22 protein-coding genes are annotated in these 21,327 nt (G+C 70.9%); 12 read left to right on the top strand and 10 right to left on the bottom strand.

Annotation, left to right across the window (positions count from 1 at the left end; genetic code table 11):
* The first annotated feature begins 48 nt into the window (after positions 1-48).
* From JOF41_RS26990 to JOF41_RS26960, 7 genes are all read left to right on the top strand, one after another.
* Positions 49-1,269 (top strand): NADP-dependent isocitrate dehydrogenase, encoded by a 1,221-nt coding sequence (locus JOF41_RS26990; protein WP_189224265.1) that lies wholly within the window; start codon positions 49-51, stop codon positions 1,267-1,269.
* A 179-nt stretch (positions 1,270-1,448) separates the two neighbouring features.
* Positions 1,449-1,760 (top strand): SH3 domain-containing protein, encoded by a 312-nt coding sequence (locus JOF41_RS26985; RefSeq protein WP_189224266.1) that lies wholly within the window; start codon positions 1,449-1,451, stop codon positions 1,758-1,760.
* 59 nt (positions 1,761-1,819) lie between these two features.
* On the top strand, positions 1,820-3,142 hold the full coding sequence (locus tag JOF41_RS26980) for a cytochrome P450 (protein ID WP_209622932.1): 1,323 nt from the start codon (positions 1,820-1,822) through the stop codon (positions 3,140-3,142).
* Positions 3,143-3,149: 7 nt separating this feature from the next.
* Positions 3,150-3,362 (top strand): hypothetical protein, encoded by a 213-nt coding sequence (locus tag JOF41_RS26975; protein WP_189224268.1) that lies wholly within the window; start codon positions 3,150-3,152, stop codon positions 3,360-3,362.
* Positions 3,363-3,371: 9 nt separating this feature from the next.
* On the top strand, positions 3,372-4,166 hold the full coding sequence (locus JOF41_RS26970) for an exodeoxyribonuclease III (protein ID WP_189224269.1): 795 nt from the start codon (positions 3,372-3,374) through the stop codon (positions 4,164-4,166).
* 1 nt (position 4,167) lies between these two features.
* Positions 4,168-4,512: a nucleotidyltransferase family protein gene (locus JOF41_RS26965; RefSeq protein ID WP_209622931.1), complete on the top strand. Its 345-nt coding sequence runs from the start codon at positions 4,168-4,170 to the stop codon at positions 4,510-4,512.
* 859 nt (positions 4,513-5,371) lie between these two features.
* Positions 5,372-7,891, top strand: coding sequence for a bifunctional FO biosynthesis protein CofGH (locus JOF41_RS26960; RefSeq protein WP_209622929.1), 2,520 nt, complete (start codon positions 5,372-5,374; stop codon positions 7,889-7,891).
* A gap of 93 nt (positions 7,892-7,984) precedes the next feature.
* Here the strand turns inward: JOF41_RS26960 and JOF41_RS26955 are convergent, their stop codons facing one another.
* Complete coding sequence (locus JOF41_RS26955) at positions 7,985-8,716, bottom strand: TetR/AcrR family transcriptional regulator (RefSeq protein ID WP_209622927.1); 732 nt, start codon at positions 8,714-8,716, stop codon at positions 7,985-7,987.
* 76 nt (positions 8,717-8,792) lie between these two features.
* Positions 8,793-9,734, bottom strand: a complete 942-nt coding sequence (locus JOF41_RS26950; RefSeq protein ID WP_209622925.1) for an alpha/beta hydrolase family protein — start codon at positions 9,732-9,734, stop codon at positions 8,793-8,795.
* A gap of 288 nt (positions 9,735-10,022) precedes the next feature.
* Here JOF41_RS26950 and JOF41_RS26945 point away from each other — a divergent pair, with 288 nt between their 5' ends.
* The 3 genes from JOF41_RS26945 (at position 10,023) to yhjD (ending at position 12,392) form a co-directional block, all read left to right on the top strand.
* Complete coding sequence (locus JOF41_RS26945) at positions 10,023-10,286, top strand: hypothetical protein (protein WP_189224274.1); 264 nt, start codon at positions 10,023-10,025, stop codon at positions 10,284-10,286.
* Between the two features lie 95 nt (positions 10,287-10,381).
* On the top strand, positions 10,382-11,365 hold the full coding sequence (trpS, locus tag JOF41_RS26940) for a tryptophan--tRNA ligase (RefSeq protein ID WP_189224275.1): 984 nt from the start codon (positions 10,382-10,384) through the stop codon (positions 11,363-11,365).
* A gap of 25 nt (positions 11,366-11,390) precedes the next feature.
* Entirely contained in the window at positions 11,391-12,392 is a 1,002-nt protein-coding gene (gene yhjD, locus JOF41_RS26935) for an inner membrane protein YhjD (RefSeq protein ID WP_189224276.1), read from the top strand.
* 123 nt (positions 12,393-12,515) lie between these two features.
* On the opposite strand, the gene JOF41_RS26930 is transcribed toward yhjD, so the two are convergent.
* On the bottom strand, positions 12,516-13,808 hold the full coding sequence (locus JOF41_RS26930) for a D-alanyl-D-alanine carboxypeptidase family protein (protein WP_209622923.1): 1,293 nt from the start codon (positions 13,806-13,808) through the stop codon (positions 12,516-12,518).
* A gap of 60 nt (positions 13,809-13,868) precedes the next feature.
* Between JOF41_RS26930 and JOF41_RS26925 the strand changes: the two genes are divergently transcribed.
* Together JOF41_RS26925 and JOF41_RS26920 are read left to right on the top strand one after the other, a co-directional pair.
* Positions 13,869-14,096, top strand: a complete 228-nt coding sequence (locus JOF41_RS26925) for an SCO4848 family membrane protein (protein WP_189224278.1) — start codon at positions 13,869-13,871, stop codon at positions 14,094-14,096.
* Positions 14,097-14,120: 24 nt separating this feature from the next.
* Positions 14,121-14,468 carry a hypothetical protein gene (locus tag JOF41_RS26920; protein ID WP_189224279.1) on the top strand — a complete coding sequence of 116 codons (348 nt, stop codon included), beginning with the start codon at positions 14,121-14,123 and terminating at the stop codon, positions 14,466-14,468.
* A gap of 33 nt (positions 14,469-14,501) precedes the next feature.
* On the opposite strand, the gene JOF41_RS26915 is transcribed toward JOF41_RS26920, so the two are convergent.
* The 7 genes from JOF41_RS26915 to sdhC all read right to left on the bottom strand — a co-directional run bounded on the left by JOF41_RS26915 (position 14,502) and on the right by sdhC (position 21,166).
* Positions 14,502-15,950, bottom strand: a complete 1,449-nt coding sequence (locus JOF41_RS26915) for a hypothetical protein (protein ID WP_209622922.1) — start codon at positions 15,948-15,950, stop codon at positions 14,502-14,504.
* Between the two features lie 5 nt (positions 15,951-15,955).
* On the bottom strand, positions 15,956-17,245 hold the full coding sequence (locus tag JOF41_RS26910) for a KGGVGR-motif variant AAA ATPase (RefSeq protein WP_189224281.1): 1,290 nt from the start codon (positions 17,243-17,245) through the stop codon (positions 15,956-15,958).
* On the bottom strand, positions 17,242-17,445 hold the full coding sequence (locus tag JOF41_RS26905; protein WP_209622920.1) for a hypothetical protein: 204 nt from the start codon (positions 17,443-17,445) through the stop codon (positions 17,242-17,244). The genes JOF41_RS26910 and JOF41_RS26905 overlap by 4 nt, the downstream gene beginning before the upstream one ends.
* A 326-nt stretch (positions 17,446-17,771) precedes the next feature.
* The gene (locus tag JOF41_RS26900) at positions 17,772-18,554 is read right to left on the bottom strand and encodes a succinate dehydrogenase iron-sulfur subunit (protein WP_189224283.1); all 783 of its coding nucleotides are present in this window, start codon (positions 18,552-18,554) and stop codon (positions 17,772-17,774) included.
* Positions 18,554-20,305, bottom strand: coding sequence for a succinate dehydrogenase flavoprotein subunit (sdhA, locus tag JOF41_RS26895; RefSeq protein WP_189224284.1), 1,752 nt, complete (start codon positions 20,303-20,305; stop codon positions 18,554-18,556). Before sdhA ends, JOF41_RS26900 begins: the two co-directional genes overlap by 1 nt.
* A 22-nt stretch (positions 20,306-20,327) precedes the next feature.
* A complete protein-coding gene (locus JOF41_RS26890) occupies positions 20,328-20,738 on the bottom strand; it encodes a succinate dehydrogenase hydrophobic membrane anchor subunit (protein ID WP_189224285.1) in 411 nt (136 codons plus the stop codon).
* A 2-nt stretch (positions 20,739-20,740) separates the two neighbouring features.
* A complete protein-coding gene (gene sdhC / locus JOF41_RS26885; RefSeq protein ID WP_189224286.1) occupies positions 20,741-21,166 on the bottom strand; it encodes a succinate dehydrogenase, cytochrome b556 subunit in 426 nt (141 codons plus the stop codon).
* Between the last annotated feature and the right edge of the window lie 161 nt (positions 21,167-21,327).

Here is a 21,327-nt window from a genome sequence, read left to right as displayed (position 1 = left end):
GCAGTACGCTTGTCTTGCTTGCACTGTCGCGAGAGGAGCGCCCTGAGTATGGGCAAGATCAAGGTTCAGGGGACGGTCGTCGAGCTCGACGGCGACGAGATGACCCGGATCATCTGGCAGTTCATCAAGGACAAGCTGATCCACCCGTACCTGGACGTCAACCTCGAGTACTACGACCTGGGCATCCAGCACCGGGACGCCACCGACGACCAGGTCACCATCGACGCCGCGCACGCCATCAAGCAGCACGGCGTGGGTGTGAAGTGCGCCACCATCACCCCCGACGAGGCGCGCGTCGAGGAGTTCGGCCTGAAGAAGATGTGGGTCTCGCCCAACGGCACGATCCGCAACATCCTCGGCGGCGTGGTGTTCCGCGAGCCGATCATCATCTCCAACATCCCGCGGCTGGTGCCGGGCTGGACCAAGCCGATCATCATCGGCCGCCACGCCCACGGCGACCAGTACAAGGCCACCAACTTCAAGGTGCCCGGCGCGGGCAAGCTGACGGTGACCTTCACGCCCGAGGACGGCTCCGAGCCGATCGAGCACGTCGTGGCCAACTACGGCCCCGACGGCGGCGTGGCCATGGGCATGTACAACTTCAACAAGTCGATCGAGGACTTCGCGCGGGCCTCGTTCTCCTACGGCCTGCAGCGCAACTACCCGGTCTACATGTCGACCAAGAACACCATCCTCAAGGCGTACGACGGCGCCTTCAAGGACATCTTCCAGAAGGTGTTCGAGGAGGAGTTCAAGGCCGAGTTCGACGCCAAGGGCCTGACCTACGAGCACCGCCTGATCGACGACATGGTCGCCGCGGCGCTGAAGTGGGAGGGCGGCTACGTCTGGGCCTGCAAGAACTACGACGGCGACGTGCAGTCCGACACCGTGGCGCAGGGCTTCGGCTCGCTGGGCCTGATGACCTCGGTGCTGATGACCCCGGACGGCAGCACCGTCGAGGCCGAGGCCGCGCACGGCACGGTGACCCGGCACTACCGCCAGCACCAGGCGGGCAAGCCGACCTCCACCAACCCGATCGCCTCGATCTACGCCTGGACCGGCGGCCTCAAGCACCGCGGCAAGCTGGACAGCACCCCCGAGGTCACCGGCTTCGCCGAGACCCTGGAGAAGGTCGTCGTCGAGACCGTCGAGAGCGGCAAGATGACCAAGGACCTGGCGCTGCTGGTCGGCCCCGAGCAGGAGTGGCTGACCACCGAGGACTTCCTCGGCACGCTGGACGAGAACCTGCAGAAGCGGATGGCGGGCTGACGCCGCGCCGACGCGCCCGACGTGAAGGGGACCGCCTCCGGGCGGTCCCCTCTCGCGTTCGGTGACCACCCGCCGCCCCCGCGGTGTCCCGGTCGGGTGGAAAACCGCTGCTCGACCGCCGTCGCGCCGGTCGCGGCGCTATACCTGCACCCCAGGGCGGTCTGCGGGAGGTGCGGGCGATGTGGGGCATCCCGACTCGGGGCGTCATCGTGCTGGGCGTGCTGGCGACGGCGGGCGCGATGTACGTGGCCAACGGCGGCGAGCGGCTGGGCACCCGGCCCGCGCCCGAGGGCTGCCGGGTGGTCGTGATCACCGACACCCTCGACGTGCGCTCGGGCCCCGCCCGCACCCAGCCCATCGTGTCCACCCTGCGCCGCGGCACCGTCGTGCCCGCGGGCGCGGCGGTGCACAACGGGTTCCGGCGGCTGGCCGAGGGCAAGTGGGTGGCCGACGAGTTCGTCACGCCGACCGAGGACAGCGCCTGCGGGTAGTCCCCCGGATGACGCGACTGGCGGTGCACCGGTCGCGGCCGCGCTGCCACCGTGGGGGAATGGACCGATTTCCTCCGCCAGTCTCCGGTGCCCTGCCGTTAGCGGGGCACCTGGTCGAGTTCATCCGCGAACCGGTCGAGCTGATCCGGCGCGGCCACCGCGAGGTCGGCAAGCTGTTCTCGCTGCGCATGCCCGGCCGCCGGGCCGTGGTGCTGCTGGGCAACGAGCACAACCGGTTCTTCTTCGCCGAGACCGACAAGAAGCTGTCCATCCGCACCGCGTACCCGTTCTTCGTGCGCATGTTCTCGCCCGAGTTCTTCTTCTTCGCCGAGATGGACGAGTACCAGCGGCAGCGCAAGCTCGTCCTGCCCCGGTTCCAGGGCGCCCAGCTCGACGGGTACGTCACCACCATGCGCGAGGAGACCGCCGAGTTCCAGCGGCGGCTGGGCGACTCCGGCGAGTTCGACCTGATCTCGGAGTTCGGCCCGCTGGTCATGCGGATCGCGGCCCGCTGCTTCCTGGGGCCGGACTTCGGCACGCGCATGGACCGCGACTTCTTCGCCGAGTTCCGCCGCTTCTCCGCGGGCATGAACCCGGTCGTGCCCGCCGGTCTCCCGCTGCCGTCGGTGATCCGCAGCAACCGGGCGCGAGACCGGCTGCGCGCCGTGCTGGGCGGCATGATCCGCGCCCGCCGCGAGCACCCCGTCGACCCGCCGGACTTCCTGCAGGCGCTGGCCGGGGCGACCTACGAGGACGGCACGCCGGTGCCGGACCTGATCCTGATCAACCTGATCCTGCTGTTCACCTGGGCGGGGCACGAGACCACCGCCGGGCACATCTCGTGGGCCATGGTGGACCTGCTCAGCAACCCCGCCGAGCTGGCGCGGGTGCGCGCCGAGACCGCTGAGGGGCCGATCGACATGGCCGCCGTGAGGCGGCTGTCGCACCTGGACGACTGCCTGCACGAGAGCGAGCGGCTGCACCCCGTGGCGCACGTGCTGCTCCGGCAGGCCGCGGAGACCTTCGAGCTGGACGGGCACGTCATCCCCGAGGGCACCGTGGTGTTCGCCGCGCCGTCGGTCAGCCACCGGCTGCCCGAGGAGCACAGTCACCCGGACGAGTTCCGGCCGTCGCGCTACGCCGAGGGCCGCGAGGGCAAGCTGGAGCGGCAGGCGCTGATCGGCTTCGGCGGCGGCCTGCACCGCTGCCTCGGCGTGCACTTCGCCTACCTGGAGATGAAGGTCGTCCTGGCCACGCTGCTGCGCGACTACGACTTCGAGCTGCTCGACCCCGACCCGCGCCCGGTGCCGGGTCCGCACACCAAGTGGCCCGACTCGCCCTGCCGGGTCCGCTACACCCGCAAGGTGCCCGCGGTGGTGTGATGGGCGCATGTTCTTCAGGTGGCGGTCCGGCCGCGGGGCCGTGACGACGTGCGCGTGCGAGCCCGAGTGGCCGGGCCTGCGGGCCTCGCTGGACGGGCACGAGGTGGTGGGCGTGCCCTCGCCCGAGGGCTCCAGCCCGATGGTGCACATGCTGGGCCTGGTCGCGCGCTGCTCCGGGTGCGGCGCGCACTACCCGCACGGCTGGGTGGTCGCCGGATAGGCTCGGCGGGTGCTGACCGTCTCCACCGTCAACGTCAACGGCCTGCGCGCCGCCGCCAAGAAGGGCTACCTGGAGTGGCTCGCCGCCACCCCGGCGGACGTGGTGTGCCTGCAGGAGGTGCGCGCCGAGCCGGGCCAGCTGCCCGACGAGGTGCGCTCCCCCGAGGGCTGGCACGTCGCGCACGCCCACAGCGAGGTCAAGGGCCGCAACGGCGTCGCCGTGCTGACCAGGGCGGCGCCCACCGCGGTGCGCGTCGGCTTCGGCGCGCCGGAGTTCGAGCACTCCGGGCGCTACGTGGAGGTGGAGCTGCCGAACCTGGTGGTGGCCAGCCTGTACCTGCCCAGCGGCGACGTGGGCACGCCCCGGCAGGACGAGAAGGACCGCTTCATGGCGGCGTTCCTGCCGTACCTGGTGGAGCTGCGCGACAAGGCCGCGGCGGGCGGGCGCGAGGTGCTGGTGTGCGGCGACTGGAACATCGCCCACCGCGAGGTCGACCTGAAGGCGTGGAAGACCAACCAGAAGTCGTCCGGGTTCCTGCCGTCGGAGCGGGCCTGGCTGGACCGGGTGTTCGGCGAGGCGCGGTACGTGGACGTGGTGCGGTCGCTGCACCCGGACGCGGTCGGGCCGTACACCTGGTGGTCCTACCGGGGGAAGGCGTTCGACAACGACTCCGGCTGGCGGATCGACTACCAGGTGGCGACCGAGGGGCTGGCGGCGCGGGCCACCTCGGCGGTGGTGGAGCGGGCGGCCACGTACGCCGAGCGCTGGTCGGACCACGCCCCGGTGACGATCACCTACGCCTGAGGTGCACGAGCTCATCGCGGCCGAGCTGCCCGGAATCGGAGAGCTGTGCCGTTCGCTGGGGGTTCGCCGCCTCGACCTGTTCGGGTCCGCGGTGGATGACTCCTTCCACATCGCGTCCAGCGATGTGGACGTTCTCGTGGAGTTCGACGTCCCACCGGACTTCGACCGCTTCTTTGCCCTGAAGGAGGGGTTGGAGCGAATCCTGGGCCGACCGGTCGACCTCGTGAGCGGTTCGAGCATCCGCAACCCGTACTTCCGGCAGCGGGTGATGGAGACCAGGGACAGCTGTACGCGGCCTGACCCTCGTGCCTACCTCTGGGGTGTGTTGAACGCCGTGGACTGCTGAGCCGGTTCAGCGCGGGCAAGTCGTTCGCGGACTGCTCGATCAGGCGGGTGACTGATGGGACGGCCCATCCCGGTGAATTCCGCTTCTCTTGTCGAGTCGTGCTCGGCAGGAGATCTGTCGGGGTCGATATCGGTTCGAATCAGTCAATGCGCTGATCGGGCTGAGGCGTGTCCTCCCCGATAGCGCTCGGCGGGACGGCGGCGTGCCGCGAAATACGTCTGTAGCCATCATGTTTGACTGATCTGCCGGTGGCTGACATGGTCGTGGCGTGGAGAGCCGCTGCACCAGGTGCGACCTGCTGATCGGTCAGTGCGAGCACACCCGCGCCGCTCCGCCCCGACGTGCTCGCACCTACGACCTGGTCCTGATCAGCCCGGCTTCGGTCGCCCACCTGCCTGATTGTCCGCACAACACCGAATCGGACATTCCGAGGTACTGGGGAGAGATTTCCGGCGACCCGAGGGCGTGGGAGCGGGTCGGCAACGGGATTCCCGTCCCCGCGAACGGGGGTGGCAATCCGGCGTTGGTGGCCAAGAGGCGGTGTTCGGACTGCGAGGCCAGGAGCTGACCCGGTGTCCGGCGCCATTCGCAGGCGGGGCGCCGCCTCGACCTGTTCGGGTCCGCGGTCGGTGACTCCACCTGATCCGCTCCGGTCGTCCACGTCCGAGTGACGCGGACGCGGGGCCGGGGTGCTTGAGCGCGGGGTTCGGGGTGCGCGAACGCGCAGTTCAGAGTGCCTGAACGCCGGGTTCGGGGTGCGCGAACGCGCAGGTCGTGGTGCCTGGGGGTTCGACTCGCGGGGTGGGGGGAACGTCACGGTTGCGGGTGGGCGGAATTTCCTCGCTCTAGGGTCGTTGACGTGGCCGTGGACATCTCGATCACCCCGCCGGAGCCCGCACCGTCCCCGTCGGCGATGCGGCGCGCGTTGCGCCGCGCCGCGGACGGGGCCGTCTTGGACGCGACCGAGGCGGCGGTGCTGCTGCACGCGCGCGGGGAGGACCTGGACGCGCTGCTGGCCGCCGCGGGCCGGGTGCGCGACGCGCACCTGCTCGCCGAGGGGCGGCCGGGGGTGGTCACCTACAGCCGCAACGCGTTCATCCCGCTGACCAGGCTGTGCCGGGACCGCTGCCACTACTGCACGTTCGCGACCGTCCCGCACAAGCTGCCCGCCGCGTTCCTGGAGCGCGACGAGGTGCTCGACATCGCCCGCCGGGCCGCCGCGCAGGGGTGCAAGGAGGCGCTGTTCACCCTCGGCGACCGGCCGGAGGAGCGCTGGCCCGCGGCGCGGGAGTGGCTGGAGGCGCGCGGCTACTCGTCCACCCTGGACTACGTCCGGGCCTGCGCGATCGCGGTGCTGGAGGAGACCGGGCTGCTGCCGCACCTCAACCCCGGCGTGCTGAGCTGGGAGGAGCTGCAGCGGCTGCGGCCGGTGGCGGCCAGCATGGGGATGATGCTGGAGACCACGGCGGAGCGGCTGTGGAGCGAGAAGGGCGGCCCGCACTACGGCAGCCCGGACAAGGAGCCCGCGGTCCGGCTGCGGGTGCTCACCGACGCGGGCCGGGTGAACGTCCCGTTCACCACGGGCGTGCTGATCGGCATCGGCGAGACCCTGGCCGAGCGCGCCGACTCGCTGCTGGCCATGCGCGCGGTCGCCCGCCAGTACGGGCACGTGCAGGAGGTGATCATCCAGAACTTCCGGGCCAAGCCGGACACCGCGATGCGCGGGATGCCCGACGCCGACCTGCGCGAGCTGGCCGCCACGATCGCCGTGGCGCGGCTGGTGATGCCGTCGTCGGTGAGCGTGCAGGCCCCGCCGAACCTGGTCGGCGAGGAGTTCGGGCTGATGCTGCGCGCCGGGATCGACGACTGGGGCGGGGTGTCCCCGGTGACCCCCGACCACGTCAACCCGGAGCGGCCGTGGCCGCAGGTCGACCGGCTGGCCGAGGTGACCGCCGAGGCGGGCTTCGAGCTGCGCGAGCGGCTGGCGGTCTACCCGCGCTACGTCCGCGCCGCGGCGGGCCAGTGGATCGACGCCCGGCTGACCGCCCACGTGTCCGCGCTGGCCCGCGAGGACGGCCTGGCCGACCCGGACGCCGAGGTGGTCGGCCGCGAGTGGCAGGAGCCCGACGGCGGCCTGGACACCTACGGCCGCGCCGACCTGCACACCGCGATCGACACCGAGGGCCGCACCGGGGACCGCCGCGGTGACTTCGACAGCGTCTACGGCGACTGGAGCGCGCTGAGCGTGCCCAAGGCGGTGGAGCGGCTGCCGGGGGACGCCGTCCGCGCGCTCAAGCTGGCCGCGGACGACCCGGCCGGGCTGCTGGAGGACACCGACGCGGCGATGGCGCTGCTGACCGCGGACGGCGCCGCGCTGGAGGCGATGACCCGGCTGGCCGACGAGCTGCGCGCCGAGGTGGTCGGCGACGACGTGACCTACGTGGTCAACCGCAACATCAACTTCTCCAACGTCTGCTACGTCGGCTGCCGGTTCTGCGCGTTCGCCCAGCGGGAGCGCGACGCCGACGCGTTCCGGCTGTCCGTGGAGGAGGTGGCCGACCGCGCCCAGGAGGCGTGGGACGCGGGTGCCACCGAGGTGTGCATGCAGGGCGGCATCGACCCGAAGCTGCCGGTCACCTACTACGCCGACGTGGTGCGGGCGATCAAGCGGCGGGTGCCGGGCATGCACGTCCACGCGTTCAGCCCGATGGAGGTGGTCAGCGCGGCGGCCAAGGCGGGCGTGAGCGTGCGCGAGTGGCTGACCGAGCTGCGCGCGGCCGGGCTGGACACCATCCCCGGCACCGCGGCGGAGATCCTGGACGACGACGTGCGCTGGGTGCTGACCAAGGGCAAGCTGCCCGCCGCCACCTGGCTGGAGGTCGTGGCCACCGCGCACGAGGTGGGCATCCGCTCGTCGTCGACGATGATGTACGGGCACGTCGACCACCCCGGCCACTGGCTGGGGCACTTCCGGACCCTGGCGAAGCTGCAGGACCGCACCGGCGGCCTGACCGAGTTCGTGGGCCTGCCGTTCGTGCACCGCAACGCGCCGATCTACCTGGCGGGCGTGGCGCGGCCGGGGCCGACCCGGCGGGACAACCGCGCGGTGCACGCCTTCGCCCGGCTCGCCCTGCACGGCCGGGTGGACAACATCCAGTGCTCGTGGGTGAAGCTGGGCGACGAGGGCACCGCGGAGGTGCTCCGGGGCGGCGCGAACGACCTGGGCGGGACGCTGATGGAGGAGACCATCAGCCGGATGGCCGGGTCCGAGCACGGCTCGGCGCGGACCGTCGCGCAGCTGGCCGCCACCGCCGCGCTGGCGGGCAGGCCCGCCCGCCAGCGCACCACCACCTACGGCCGGGTGGACCCCCAGCGCTAGCACCACGGCGCCTGCAAGTACTACCCGAGGGTCGCCCCAGGGCCGGTAACTACTACCGGGGTGCGTGAACGCTCGGTTCGGGGTGCTTGGCGCTCAGTTCGGGGTGTCCGGCGCGGCGGTGGTGATGCGCGAGAGCCAGTCGCGCAGCAGCGCGAGCTCCTGGTCGCTCAGCCCCGGCACGCCGGTGTCGGGCAGGGCGCCGAGCAGCTGGCGGGCGGCGGGCCCGTGCCCGAGCTGCCCGTCCTCGCGGGTGGTGCCCGTGAGCCGCGCGATCACCGCGTCCCTGAGCTGCCGCGCGTGCGGCGCGTCGGAGCCGCCGCCGTGCCGGATGAGGTGGAGGGTGGCGCCGGTCGCGGCGGCTTCCAGCAGGGCGACCGCCTCGTCCACCGGGACGACGAGCAGCCCCGCGTCCCGCAGGGCGAGCAGGCTCGACCGCAGCTCCTCGCGCGCCATCCGGGCGGCGGGCACCTCGCGCCGAGGCTCGGCGGGGGCGTACATGAGGCGGTACAGGACGGGCTGGTCGAGGCCGAACCCGACGTGCAGGTCCCAGCCGACCCGCAGCGTGCTCAGCGGGCTCAGACCCGCCACCGACTCGCGCTTCTCGGCGAGGTAGCGGGCGAAGGCGTCCTCGATGACCGCCTCGACGAGCCCGGTCTTGTCCTTGAAGTGGTGGTAGAGCGTCGGCGCGGTGACCCCGGCCAGGCGCTGGACCTCCCTGGTCGAGACGTCGGTGGTGGCGGACCGCTCGAACAGCGTCGCGGCCGCGCGCAGGATGCGCTGCCGCGGTGGCAGCTGGTCCAGGGGGGTGCTGTCGGGGGCGGTCATCTCGCGGGCCAGTGTAAGGGCGGCGCCCCCGGCGGCCGTGTGGGCGAGTCCGGGGGCGCGACCCGTGGCGGCACCGTCAGCCCATGTGCTCGGCGAACCAGGCGAGCATGGGCTCCGGGTTGCGCTGGAACTCCAGGTAGCCGTCCCAGCGGGCGGTGGTGCCCTCGATCCACATCAGCCGCTTCTCCGCGATCGGGATGGCGTCGAAGATCGTCTGCACGTCGTCGGGCGTGGTCATCAGGTCGTCGCGCACCTGGTACAGGAAGGTCGGCACGCGCACCGAGGCGGCGGCCGGGATCGGCGTGGTCACCTCGCGGGTCAGGCCGCTCACGAGCTGGATCTCGCGCTCCAGCTGGGCCAGCCGGTCCGGGATGCCCATCGCCTCCAGCGCGCGGGCGAGGGTCGCGTGCACCGACAGCGGCTGCGGGGCGACCATGCACCGGACGTCGTCGAACTGCTCGGGCAGGCGGTGCATCGCGTACATCGAGGCGTTCGCGCCCTGGCAGCGGCTGAACAGGCCGATGGTCAGCCCCCTGGTGCGCGGGTCGGACCGCGCGAACAGCAGGGAGCCGACGACGTCGCGCGCCATGAACCCCTGCCCGCCGAGGCCGCCGTTGGCCTGCCCGGACTGCCCCTGGTTGCGGAAGTCGTAGGTCAGGACGTGGTAGCCGGCGTCGTGCAGGATGCGGTAGTCCGCCATGTAGTCCACCTCGAAGGTGTTGCCGCCCGCCGCGCCGAACGCCTGCCAGCGCTCCAGGTGCGACGGGTAGCCGTAGCGGTTGAAGTTGAGCGGGTGGTTGGCGATGACCAGCTTGTCCGAGCCCTCGCACGGGATGTACCAGGCTTCCAGCGGAATCCCGTCGGCCGAGGGGAAGGTGACCTCCTCGTAGTCGAGCCCGACGTCCTCCGGCGTGCGGAGCACGGGGGAGCGCTGCGGGTAGGCGACCTGCGTCGCCAGCTGCGTGAGCAGCTCGGCGATCTGATCCTCGGACAGCCGGGTCGCGGTGTCGGTCGTCATGGTGGTCCTCCTCGTTGACTTCTATAGCCATGCTATACCCGCTTCGGTGTCATGTCTAGCGGTGCTATAGAGATGCCGGGCGCGCCCGTGCGACCGGCACTGAGCCGCAGTTCGGCGGAGAGAGGTGGCCCCGGAGGACGCGGGATGATCGGGCACGGCTAGTCTCTGCGCCCGGTCGCGGTTTACCTGAAATGAACACGACAGCCCATCAGCTTCGATAGGTTCGCGGCCGTCCGTCAACAAGGTTCACCCCAAGCGGTGACGCGATGTTGGTGAGGAGGCTGGGCGGTGCGCGGTCCTGGGGCAGCACTGGGTCTGGTCGTGGGAACGACGTCGGCGCTGGCGGCGCCGGGCGTCGCGGTCGCGGCGGACGGCACGGTCGCGGCGGGCCTCGGCCCGCTCAACGCGCCGGTCGGTCTGGCCGCGGTGACCTTCGGCGCGGTGGGCATGGTCGCGGGCCTGGTCCGCAGGCGCCGCGCGGTGCTGCGCGCGGCGGAGGTCCGGACGTCCGAGCCGCAGCCGGAGACCCAGCCCGCCGCCAGCCAGGTCTGACCGCCTGGGAGAATCCCGGCGTGGCCGCAGAGACCGAGAACCCAGCAGCGTCCCCGGCAGCGACTCCCGCAGCGCCGCCCGCCAGCCGACCGCGCGTGCTGTCCGGCATCCAGCCGACGGCGAGCTCGTTCCACCTGGGCAACTACCTCGGCGCGCTGCGGCAGTGGGTTCCGCTGCAGGACACGCACGACGCGTTCTACTCCGTGGTCGACCTGCACGCGATCACCGTCGAGCAGGACCCCAAGGTGCTGCGGCAGAACACCCGGCTGTCCGCCGCCCAGCTGCTCGCCCTGGGCATCGACCCGGACCGGGCGACGCTGTTCGTGCAGAGCCACGTGCCCGAGCACGCCCAGCTGAGCTGGGTGCTCCAGTGCATCACCGGCTTCGGCGAGGCCAGCCGGATGACCCAGTTCAAGGACAAGTCGGCGCGGCAGGAGACCCAGGTCGGCGTCGGCCTGTTCACCTACCCGATCCTGCAGGCCGCCGACATCCTGCTCTACCAGGCGCACCACGTGCCCGTCGGCGAGGACCAGCGCCAGCACCTGGAGCTGACCCGCGACCTGGCGCAGCGGTTCAACACCCGCTTCGGCAAGACCTTCCGGCTGCCCGAGCCGCACATCGTCAAGGACACCGCCAAGATCTACGACCTGCAGGACCCGACGTCGAAGATGAGCAAGTCGGTGCCCGCGGGCGTGGTGGAGCTGCTGGAGGACCCGAAGCGGTCGGCCAAGAAGATCCGCTCCGCGGTCACCGACACCGGCCGCGAGATCGTCTACGACCCGGAGAACAAGGCGGGCGTCAGCAACCTGCTGGTGATCTACTCCGCGCTCAGCGGCCGGAGCGTCGACGAGCTGGTGGCCTCGTACGAGGGCAAGGGCTACGGCGACCTGAAGAAGGACCTCGGCGAGGTGTTCACCGAGTTCGTCACGCCGATCCAAGCGCGCGTGCGGGAGTACCTGGACGACCCGGCCGAGCTGGACAAGGTGCTCGCCAAGGGCGCGGAGCGGGCCAGGCAGGTGGCGTCGGTGACGCTGCGGCGCGTCTACGAGCGCGTCGGCTTCCTGTCGAGTGGCGAGTGATCACCTCCCGCACTAACTTCTGCACGTGGCGGAATCGAAGCTCGCCCGACTGAGGGCCGAGCACAGGTGGTTCGATCACCTGATCAGGGCGGGCTCGCGGTACACCGAGCAGTACGGCGCGCACTACGCAGCGGCCGTGACCTACTTCAGCGTGCTGTCGCTGGTGCCGCTGCTGATGATCGGCTTCGCCATCGCGGGCATCGTGCTGACCTCGCAGCCGGGACTGCTGGCCGAGCTGCAGGCGGGCATCGCCGAGGCGGTGCCCGGCCCGCTCGGCGACACCATCAACGACGTGGTCAAGCAGGCCATCGACTCCAAGGGCACGGTCGGCGTGTTCGGCCTGCTCGCCGCCGTGTACTCCGGGATGGGGTGGATCACCAACCTCCGCGACGCGCTGACCGCCCAGTGGGGGCACGCCAAGGCGGACCTGCCGCTGCTGAAGACCACGCTGAAGGACCTGCTGGCGCTGCTGGGGCTGGGCGTCGCGCTGGTGGTCTCGTTCGGCATCACCGCGGCGGGCGGCTGGTTCGCGCACGAGGTGCTGGAGTTCGTCGGCCTGGCGGGCGCGTGGTGGGCGCAGGTGCTGCTCAAGGCCAGCAGCATCCTGGTCGGCCTGGTGGCCAACTGGCTGGTGTTCCTGTGGGTGCTGGCCAAGCTGCCGCGCAAGCCCGTGTCGTGGCGCAGCGCGGTCAAGGGCGCGGCGGCGGCCTCGGTCGGGTTCGAGGTGCTCAAGCAGGCCGGGTCGCTGTACCTGTCGACCGTGACGACCTCACCGGCGGGCGCGGCGTTCGGGCCGGTCATCGGCGTGCTGTTCTTCGCCAACCTGGTGGCGCAGTTCCTGCTGTTCATCACCGCGTGGACCGCCACGGCCAGGGAGAACGCGCTGCGCGACCCGCCGAGGCCGCCGCCCCCGGCGATCATCAGCCCGGTGGTGGAGGTCCGCTCCGGCCCGAACCCGCGCACCGCGCTGGGCCTGGTCGGCACCGGTCTGCTGCTCGGCGCGCTGTTCCGCCGCCGTTCCCGCTGACCGGCCGCGCGCTCGGGTAGTGGTCACCGGCCCCAGGGAGCGGGTCGGGTAGTACTTGCGGACGCGGTCGGGGGCCTGGGCGCGTGAGCGGCCAGGCCCCCGGATCGACGGCTCAGGTGCGTTCTAGGTGTTCTGCTGGCTCGCGGCGGCGGCGGCGGCGCGGCGGGCGCGGGCCGCCTTGGCCCGGCGGTTGCGCAGGTACATCACCAGGCCCAGCAGCAGGCCGAGCCCCGCGGCGGCCGTGATCGGCCCGCCCACGTTGCCGAACGCCGTGGTCATCGCCGAGGCGCGGGTGTCGTCCTGGGACTTCGCCACCTCGCCCACCGCCGCGTCGGTCGGCGTCGGCTCGGTGGTCTTCTTGCGCACCTGCTGCGCCCCGTCGACCAGCTTGCCCACCGGGTTGTTCGACGCGCTGGGGCCCAGCCCGAACCCGTAGTCCAGCAGCCTGGCGGCCTGGTTGGCGATCGTCAGCGGCTGCTGCTGGCCGCGCAGCAGCACCACCACCAGCCGCCTGCCGTCCCGCTGCGCCGCGCCCACGTAGGTGTACTGGGCGTCGTCGGTGAAACCGCCCCGGCCGCCCAGCGCGCCCTGGTAGGCGGTCAGCAGCGGGTTGTCGTTGACGACCAGCGTCGTCCCCCGGCCGCTGGGGTGCGGGAAGTTGATCCGCTGCGTGGCCACCGCCTTGGCGAAGTCCGGGTACTTCATCGCCGCGCGGAAGATCAGCGCCACGTCGTAGGCCGAGGTGCTGGTGCCCGGCGCGTCCAGACCGGACGGGGTGATCGCGCGGGTGTCCAGCGCGCCCAGCTCGGCGGCCAGCGCGTTCATCTTGCGCACCGCGCTGGGCACACCGCCCAGCCTGCGGGCCAGCGCGTGCGCCACGTCGTTGCCCGAGGCCATCACCAGCGCCTGCAGCAGCTGCTCGACGGTGTACTCCCCGCCCACGCGCAGACCCACGCAGGTGCACTCCTGCGCCACGTCCTCGGCCGTGGCCGCCACCTTGGCGTCCAGCGGCAGCTCCTTGGCCACGACGGTGGCCAGCAGCACCTTGATGACCGACGCGGGCCGCTGTCGGCCGTGCGGGTCGTAGGCGGCCAGCACGGCACCGCTGTCCATGTCCGCCAGCAGCCAGCTGCGGGCGGTGATGTTGTCCGGCAGCTTCTGGGCGTTGGGCGGCAGCACCAGGCCGCACTCGCCCAGCCGCTCGCCGCCGACCGGGTTCTCCGGCACCTCCAGCGGGCGCGGTGCCTGGGTGCCGGGCGGCACCTGTTCGGACGTGTCGACCGGGGGAGGCGGCGACACCTTGTTCTCGCAGGGGGCGGGCTGCTGCGCACCGGCGACCGGCGCGGCGAACGCCGTGGCCATCAGCGTGCAGGCAGCCAGGACCAGAGCGACTGCGGGCCGTCGGGAGGAACGCACGCACTCAGGCTAGCCACCCCGGTTGAGTGACGTGCACCCGCCACGTCCGATACTGCTCCGGTGAAGCTCTCCCGAGGCATGTCGACGTTCCTGCTGGCCTTCGGGGTGTGGTCCTGGGTGATCTGGCCGACCTTCCTGCGCAACATCTGGAAGGACCCCCGCTCCTGGGACGCCGGTCCGACCGCGTTCTTCACCGTGCACCTGCTGCTCGTCATCGCGTCGCTGACCTTCGGCACGGTCATCGGCCTGCTGGGGCTGCGCGGCCTGCGTGCGCACCGCAAGAAGTAACCCACCACACCTGGAGGCTCCGCCGTGGAGTTCGTGCGCCTGCTGCTGGTGTTCCTGCACCTGCTCGGCATGGGGATGCTCGTCGCCATGTTCTTCGTCCAGCGCCGCGCGGGCGCGGACGCGCCGCTGAACAAGGGCTGGCTGCACGGCAGCGCGCTGCAGCTGCTCACCGGCGTGGCGCTGGTCGGCCTCGCGCCGCTGACCGACAAGGACTACGACCACTTCAAGATCGGCCTGAAGCTGCTCGTCCTGGTGGTCATCGCGGGCCTGGCGGCGGCCAACGTGAACAAGCCCAGGGCCGCGAGCTGGCTCGCGCCCACCATGGCGGGCCTGGTCGTGCTGAACACGGCCGTGGCGGTCTTCTGGGTCTGAGCTGGTCGAGGGAGCGCCGCTCGCGGCGCTCCCTCAGCGGACTCGCGGCACGCCGCCCTTGCGGCCGATGTCGAAGGCGATGCGGTACACGTCGGGCAGGTCGAGCTTCCCGTTCGCCCGCCTGCTCATCACGCCCAGCTCGATCAGCTCCGCGATGAGCTTGCCGTAGTCGGTGCTCAGCGGACCGGTGGGAGCTGAACGCTCCTCGTTCCCCTCGGCGGTCTGCTGGGACAGTTCGTCCAGCGCGGTCCGCAATTTGCGCTCCTCCCACCGCTGGACCACGTCCGACTCCTCGATTGGCACCTGAAGACCGCCCAGCGGGGCGATCGCGGTGGCGACCCAGGGGATGTCCTCGCGAATCTCCACGACCCGGATGCCCGACGCCTCCTGCACTCCTTGGCGGATGCCGTCCCAGTACAGCGCGAACTCGTAGGTCGAGTGGCGTTCCCCGGTGATGTCGGTCGCCTTGCGCAGCGCGGCGAGGAAGCTGCGTGGGCTCACCTGGCCGATTCCGTCCGTCAGGTGGTTCGGCAGCCAGGTGTAGGTGATCCCCTTGCGGCGGTCCGTGCCCATGTAGGGACCCGCGATCGCGGTGAAGACCTGCTTCTGGTGTTCGCTGTCGCCGACCAGAGAACGCGGTGGCGTGCGGCGTTCCCCCTGGGTGTCCCACTCACCGGTGTCAGCGATGAACTGCGCCGAATGCGGGTTGTCGGAGTTGCCCATGCGGTGGAACAGCAGGCCGTACAGGCTGGTCGGTGACCAGGTCAGGTCGGCGGCGTTGGCCACGAGCTTCGACGCGTCCGGGAAGTTCAACCTGATCCCGTCGAACATGTCCGGACGGATGAACACCTTCGCCCGCAGGTTCCGGGTGCGTGTCCGCAGGTCCAAGGCGACCTGCAGGATGCCGCGCACGAGGCTGTCGTTGACGTCGCGGCTGCTGTGCAGCCGGTCGAGCCCGTCGAAGAGGAACAGCATGGTGACGCCGTGGCGGCCCGCGTTGTCGTCAGCCTTGGCGAGTGCCCTCTCGCTGGCGTCCGGGTGCTCCAGCAGCCAGCGGACCCGATCCGACCACTCGACCAGTTCGCTGATCCCCTCGGCCCGGACCGCGCAGAGGACGACCGCGGTCCAGATGTCCTCGGGCTTGGCGATCCGCTGGAGGTGGTCGAGCGCTCGTTGACTGGGGTACTGGTCGGGTCGCAGCGCCGTTCCATAACCGGCCAGCGGCGTGACCCGGTTCAGCCGGGGAAGCTGGTACTCGGCGGCGGCGAGCTGCCGAAGCCGGTCGTTCTGCAATGCCTTGAACCACACGGTCTTGCCAACGCCACGGCCCCCTTGCACCACCGTGACGTCCGGTTCGAGCGCTTTGCGGTGGTTGGCGGGCGTGAACAGCGTGCGGACGTCGGGGTCCAAGGTGTCCGAGTCGGTCGCGACCGGCAGGGCGGCGGCCAGCAGTTCGCGGTAGTGGTGGGGGCTGAGCGACATCAGACCTACCCGGTGATCAGCTCGGTGGCAGTGGCGAGGAACGACTCGTACGCGGCTCTGATCAGTGGTTGCGAGTGCCAATCCCCTTGCCGCTTGGCGTTCAGGCCGACCAGCTCCGACGTGAAGAGGATGGGCAGTGGGCTGTGCGGTGCGTCCGCGTCGCCCGGTGCGAAGTTGAAGGAGCCCGGATCGGACGAAGTCGTGTCGTCGTACAGGAAATCCGCGAAACACTGCTGGGCGTTGTCCCGAAACGCTTCGAGGTAGCTGCTCGCCTGAGCGGGTGGCACCATCGAGGCGACCATGCGCAGCCGTTGGCGCACCCGGTCCAAGTCGGCCGGGGTGAGGTTGTCGCGCCACTGCTTGAACAGGAAGCCGTAGCCGGTCCACGTGTGCGTGTTGTCGGCGGCGAAGAGCAGGCTCAGATCGCTGAGCTGGGTGATGGCGACCGCCGCGATGTCGTGGATGCCCGCGCGGCTGTCCAGCAGGACCACGTCGGGGCGTCGGCTTCGGCTCTCCACCTGGTCCTCGCACGCGCTGATGGCGTCGTCGAGCCGATCGCCGAACCCGCGCGTCCGACCGTCCGGGCCAGGGGGGAGATCGGTGTAGACGCGGTTGAGCTTGGCCATGTAGTCGTGCGCCGGTGAGGGGCGTCCCGCCGCGGCGGCGACCCACACCTCGCCGTTCCCGGACGTGAGGAGCACCTGGCTCTGGGAGACCAGGTCCAGGCCGTCCTCGTTGCCCACCGCGGCTTCCACGAGGTGGTCGATGATGCCGTGCTCGGGGAGGTTCTCCTCGTGCTGGAGCAGGGCTCCCACACCGGGTGATTCGAGGTCCAGGTCGACCACCAGGACGCAGTGGCCCAGCGCGGCCAGGTGCTCGGCCAGCACCAGGGTGGCGGTCGAGCGGCCGACGCCGCCCTTGAAGCCGTACAGGGTGGTGCGCTTGCGCGGCGGGGCGTCGTCGGGCCTGGTCCAGTCCGCTCCGACGACGCTCCGCTCCAGGACCGCCAGGCTGCCCCGGTCACCGCTGCGCGCTTCGCGGACGTGCAGGTCGGGCGAGTTCAGCACCGAAGTCCGGTCGAACATGTCGTGCGTGGACAGGATCGGCGCGGGGGCGGCGAAGCGGCCGGTGCCCTCGCGGAACCTCTCGACCGCCCCGGCGGGCACCGGGCCGTCCACCACGAGGGACACCCGGCCGATCAGGTCCCTGACCAGGACGACGTCGGACCCTCCTCGACGCACCTCGTCGGCGGAAGCCAGGGCGTGCGCCCACGCGTCGTCGAAGCGGATCGTCATGGCAGCGCCCCGTCGATTGTCGCCCGTTCGTGGATCGCGATGATCCGAGCCGCGCTCGCCAGGTGTTCCGCCGCCCTCGTCGCGGTGATGTGGGTGCCGTCGCTGTAGCGCTCGCTCACGTCCCATCGCGAGAAGGGGTTCTCGTCCGTGATGAGCGCGACGAACTGCGCGCCGTTGCGCCCCCGCGCGACCAGGGACACCTGGTTCCAGAGGTCGGGGAGGTGGCCGAGTTCGTCTTGAGCCAAGGTGTGCTTGGGTTTCCCGTCGGAGTCACCACGCCGCCCAGGTGCTCGACGATGATCGCCTTCAGGCCGCACTCGGCCGCGACTCCGGCCAGGTGGTCGGCGTTGCCGTGGCGGCCCAGCTCGGAGAGTGCTCGGGCGTCGGCGTGGTGGCGGCGCGCGGCGTCGCCGAACGCGCTCCAAGGTGGCCCTGACACCGGCACAGACTACCGCGCTGATCACCCGCGCCAGGTGCGCGAGAAGGGGGTGTCCGGGAATCCCGGACACCCCCTTCTCGCGGGTGGTCAGACGCGCTTGAACAGCAGGGCGCGCTTGACCTCCTGGATGGCCTTGGTCACCTGGATGCCGCGCGGGCAGGCGTCGGTGCAGTTGAACGTGGTCCGGCAGCGCCACACGCCGTCGACGTCGTTGAGGATGTCCAGCCGCTCCTCGGCGCCCTCGTCGCGGGAGTCGAAGATGAACCGGTGGGCGTTCACGATCGCCGCCGGGCCGAAGTAGGAGCCCTCGGTCCAGTACACCGGGCACGACGTGGTGCAGGCCGCGCACAGGATGCACTTGGTGGTGTCGTCGAAGCGCTCGCGGTCGGCGATGGACTGCACCCGCTCGCGGGTCGGCTCGTTGCCGTAGGTGATCAGGTACGGCTTGACCGCCCGGTACGCCTCGAAGAACGGCTCCATGTCGACCAGCAGGTCCTTGTGCACCGGCAGGCCCTTGATGGGCTCCACGGTGATCGTGGTCGGCTTGCCGCCGCCCGCCAGCAGGTCCTTGAGCAGCACCTTGCAGGCCAGCCGGTTCACGCCGTTGATGCGCATGGCGTCCGAGCCGCAGATGCCGTGCGCGCAGGACCGGCGGAAGGTCAGCGTGCCGTCCAGGTACCACTTCACGTAGTGCAGCAGGTTCAGCACGCGGTCCGAGGGCAGCGCGGGGATCTCGAACGAGTCCCAGCGCGGCTCGTCGTCGAACTCCGGGTTGAACCGGCGGACCTTCAGGGTGATGGTGATCGCGCCATCCGGGACCGGCGGCTGGGCGCCGCGCGAGCCGGTGGGGGCTTCAGCGGTAGCGGTCATCAGTACTTGCGCTCCATCGGCTGGTACCGGGTGAACGTCACGGGCTTGTAGTCCAGCCGGATGTCGGCGGACAGGCCCTCACCCTGCTTGTAGTACATGCTGTGGCGCATGAAGTTCGTGTCGTCGCGGTTGGGGTAGTCCTCGCGCGCGTGGCCGCCGCGGGACTCCTTGCGCGCCAGCGCGCCCACCACCAGGACCTCGGCCAGCTCCAGCAGGAAGCCCAGCTCCACGGCCTCCAGCAGGTCGGTGTTGAACCGCTTGCCCTTGTCCTGCACGGTGATCCGCTGGTACCGCTCCTTCAGCGCCTGCACGTCGTGCAGGGCCTGCTTGAGCGTGTCCTCGGTCCGGTACACCGACGCGTTGGCGTCCATGGTGGCCTGCAGCTCGGTGCGGATGTCGGCCACCCGCTCGTGGCCGTGCTCGGACAGCGCCAGCTCGATCTGCGCCTGCACGCCCGCGGCCGGGTTCTCCGGCAGCTCCACGTGGTCGTGGGAGAGCGCGTACTCCGCGGCGGCGATGCCCGCGCGGCGGCCGAACACGTTGATGTCCAGCAGCGAGTTGGTGCCCAGGCGGTTCGCGCCGTGCACCGACACGCAGGCGCACTCGCCCGCGGCGTAGAGGCCGGGCACGATGTTGTCGTTGTCCCGCAGCACTTCGCCGTGCACGTTGGTGGGGATGCCGCCCATGGCGTAGTGCGCCGTCGGGTACACCGGCACCGGCTCCTTCACCGGGTCCACCGCCAGGTAGGTGCGGGCGAACTCGGTGATGTCGGGCAGCTTGGTCTCCAGGACCTCCGCGCCCAGGTGCGTGCAGTCCAGCAGCACGTAGTCCTTGTTCGGCCCCGCGCCTCGGCCCTCCAGCACCTCCAGCGCCATCGACCGGGCCACGATGTCGCGCGGCGCCAGGTCCTTGATGGTCGGCGCGTAGCGCTCCATGAACCGCTCGCCGGAGGCGTTGCGCAGGATCGCGCCCTCGCCGCGGGCGCCCTCGGTGAGCAGGATGCCCAGGCCCGCCAGGCCGGTCGGGTGGAACTGGTAGAACTCCATGTCCTCCAGCGGCAGGCCCTTGCGGAACACGATGCCCATGCCGTCGCCGGTCAGCGTGTGCGCGTTGGAGGTGGTCTTGAAGACCTTGCCGAAGCCGCCGGTGGCGAACACCACGGACTTGGCCTGGAACACGTGGATCTCGCCGGTGGCCAGCTCGTAGGCCACCGCGCCGGTGCACACCGGGCCGTCGGCGGTCTCGGTCAGGCAGATGTCCAGGACGTAGAACTCGTTGAAGAACTCGATGCCGTGCTTGACGCAGTTCTGGTACAGCGTCTGCAGGATCATGTGGCCGGTGCGGTCCGCGGCGTAGCAGGCGCGGCGCACCGCGGCCTCGCCGTGGTTGCGGGTGTGGCCGCCGAACCGCCGCTGGTCGATCTTGCCCTCGGGCGTGCGGTTGAACGGCAGGCCCATCTTCTCCAGGTCGAGGACCGCGTCGATGGCCTCCTTCGCCATGATCTCCGCGGCGTCCTGGTCGACCAGGTAGTCACCGCCCTTGATCGTGTCGAAGGTGTGCCACTCCCAGTTGTCCTCCTCGACGTTGGCCAGCGCGGCGCACATGCCGCCCTGGGCCGCGCCGGTGTGGGACCGGGTCGGGTACAGCTTGGTCAGCACCGCGGTGCGGGCGCGCTGGCCGGACTCGATGGCCGCGCGCATCCCGGCGCCGCCCGCGCCGATGATGACGACGTCGTACTTGTGGAACTGCATGTCGGCGTACTCCCGCGGCCGGTCAGTCGGTGATGTTCGGGTCGAAGGTGAAGATCACGTACGTGCCGAGGCCGATGACCAGCACCATGGACGTGAACAGCAGCACCTTCAGCCAGAACCGGGTGGCGTCCTTGCGGGCGTAGTCGTTGATCACGGTGCGCAGGCCGTTGCCGCCGTGGATCTGCGCCAGCCACAGCATCAGCAGGTCCCAGAACTGCCAGAACGGCGAGGCCCACCGGCCCGCCACGAACCCGAAGTTGATGCGGTGCACGCCGCCGTCGAGGATGTTCATGATGAACAGGTGGCCCAGCACGAGCACCACCAGCGCCACGCCGGAGATCCGCATGAACAGCCAGCTGTAGAGCTCGAAGTTGCCGCGGCGGGCGGCGGGCCTGCGCGGCGAGCGGGGCTTGTCGAGAACCAGGTCGCTCATGGTCAGTGCCCTCCGCCGAGCAGGTCGGTCACCGTGCGGACCATCATGAAGTAGGTGCCGGGGATCATGACGGCGACCCAGATGCCGAGGATGGCCCACAGCATGGGGCGCTGGTACTGCGTGCCCTTGGACCAGAAGTCGACCAGCATCACCCGGATGCCGTTGAGCGCGTGGTAGAGCACCGCGCCGACGAGGCCGACCTCGAACAGGTTGACGACCGGGTTCTTGTAGGTCTCGATGACCTTGTCGTAGGCGTCCGGCGACACCCGCACCAGCGCGGTGTCCAGTACGTGCGCGAACAGGAAGAAGAACGTCAGCACACCGGTGATGCGGTGGGCGACCCAGGACCACATGCCCAGGTCGCCGCGGTAGAGCGTTCCGCCTCGCCGTGAGGTGCCCTCCCGCTCGGTGGCGGTGGTGCCGGCCATCAGCAACGGCCTCCAGCGTCAGTGGTGGACTGGTCCAGGTACGTGCGTACGGGACCTTGACTCACGGAATGCTAGTCCCGCCCCCTGCGGCCGACCCCATGGCCTGACCTCTCTGTGACTGACGAGACACGCCCTGGTGGGACGCGGTTCACTGGACCGGT

The sequence above is a fragment of the Saccharothrix coeruleofusca genome (genome assembly GCF_017876325.1).
Taxonomy (GTDB): domain Bacteria; phylum Actinomycetota; class Actinomycetes; order Mycobacteriales; family Pseudonocardiaceae; genus Actinosynnema; species Actinosynnema coeruleofuscum.
The sequence above is the reverse complement of the archived record's forward strand: the minus strand, read 5'-3'. Positions and strand labels throughout refer to the sequence as shown.

What these genes read in the sequence shown, in the direction of transcription:
- JOF41_RS26990 (WP_189224265.1), top strand. Translation starts at nt 49, where the DNA reads ATGGGCAAGATCAAGGTTCAGGGGACGGTCGTCGAGCTCGACGGCGAC.
- JOF41_RS26985 (WP_189224266.1), top strand. Translation starts at nt 1,449, where the DNA reads ATGTGGGGCATCCCGACTCGGGGCGTCATCGTGCTGGGCGTGCTGGCG.
- JOF41_RS26980 (WP_209622932.1), top strand. Translation starts at nt 1,820, where the DNA reads ATGGACCGATTTCCTCCGCCAGTCTCCGGTGCCCTGCCGTTAGCGGGG.
- JOF41_RS26975 (WP_189224268.1), top strand. Translation starts at nt 3,150, where the DNA reads ATGTTCTTCAGGTGGCGGTCCGGCCGCGGGGCCGTGACGACGTGCGCG.
- JOF41_RS26955 (WP_209622927.1), bottom strand. Translation starts at nt 8,716, where the DNA reads ATGACCGCCCCCGACAGCACCCCCCTGGACCAGCTGCCACCGCGGCAG.
- JOF41_RS26950 (WP_209622925.1), bottom strand. Translation starts at nt 9,734, where the DNA reads ATGACGACCGACACCGCGACCCGGCTGTCCGAGGATCAGATCGCCGAG.
- JOF41_RS26915 (WP_209622922.1), bottom strand. Translation starts at nt 15,950, where the DNA reads ATGTCGCTCAGCCCCCACCACTACCGCGAACTGCTGGCCGCCGCCCTG.
- JOF41_RS26910 (WP_189224281.1), bottom strand. Translation starts at nt 17,245, where the DNA reads ATGACGATCCGCTTCGACGACGCGTGGGCGCACGCCCTGGCTTCCGCC.
- JOF41_RS26900 (WP_189224283.1), bottom strand. Translation starts at nt 18,554, where the DNA reads ATGACCGCTACCGCTGAAGCCCCCACCGGCTCGCGCGGCGCCCAGCCG.
- sdhA (WP_189224284.1), bottom strand. Translation starts at nt 20,305, where the DNA reads ATGCAGTTCCACAAGTACGACGTCGTCATCATCGGCGCGGGCGGCGCC.
- JOF41_RS26890 (WP_189224285.1), bottom strand. Translation starts at nt 20,738, where the DNA reads ATGAGCGACCTGGTTCTCGACAAGCCCCGCTCGCCGCGCAGGCCCGCC.
- sdhC (WP_189224286.1), bottom strand. Translation starts at nt 21,166, where the DNA reads ATGGCCGGCACCACCGCCACCGAGCGGGAGGGCACCTCACGGCGAGGC.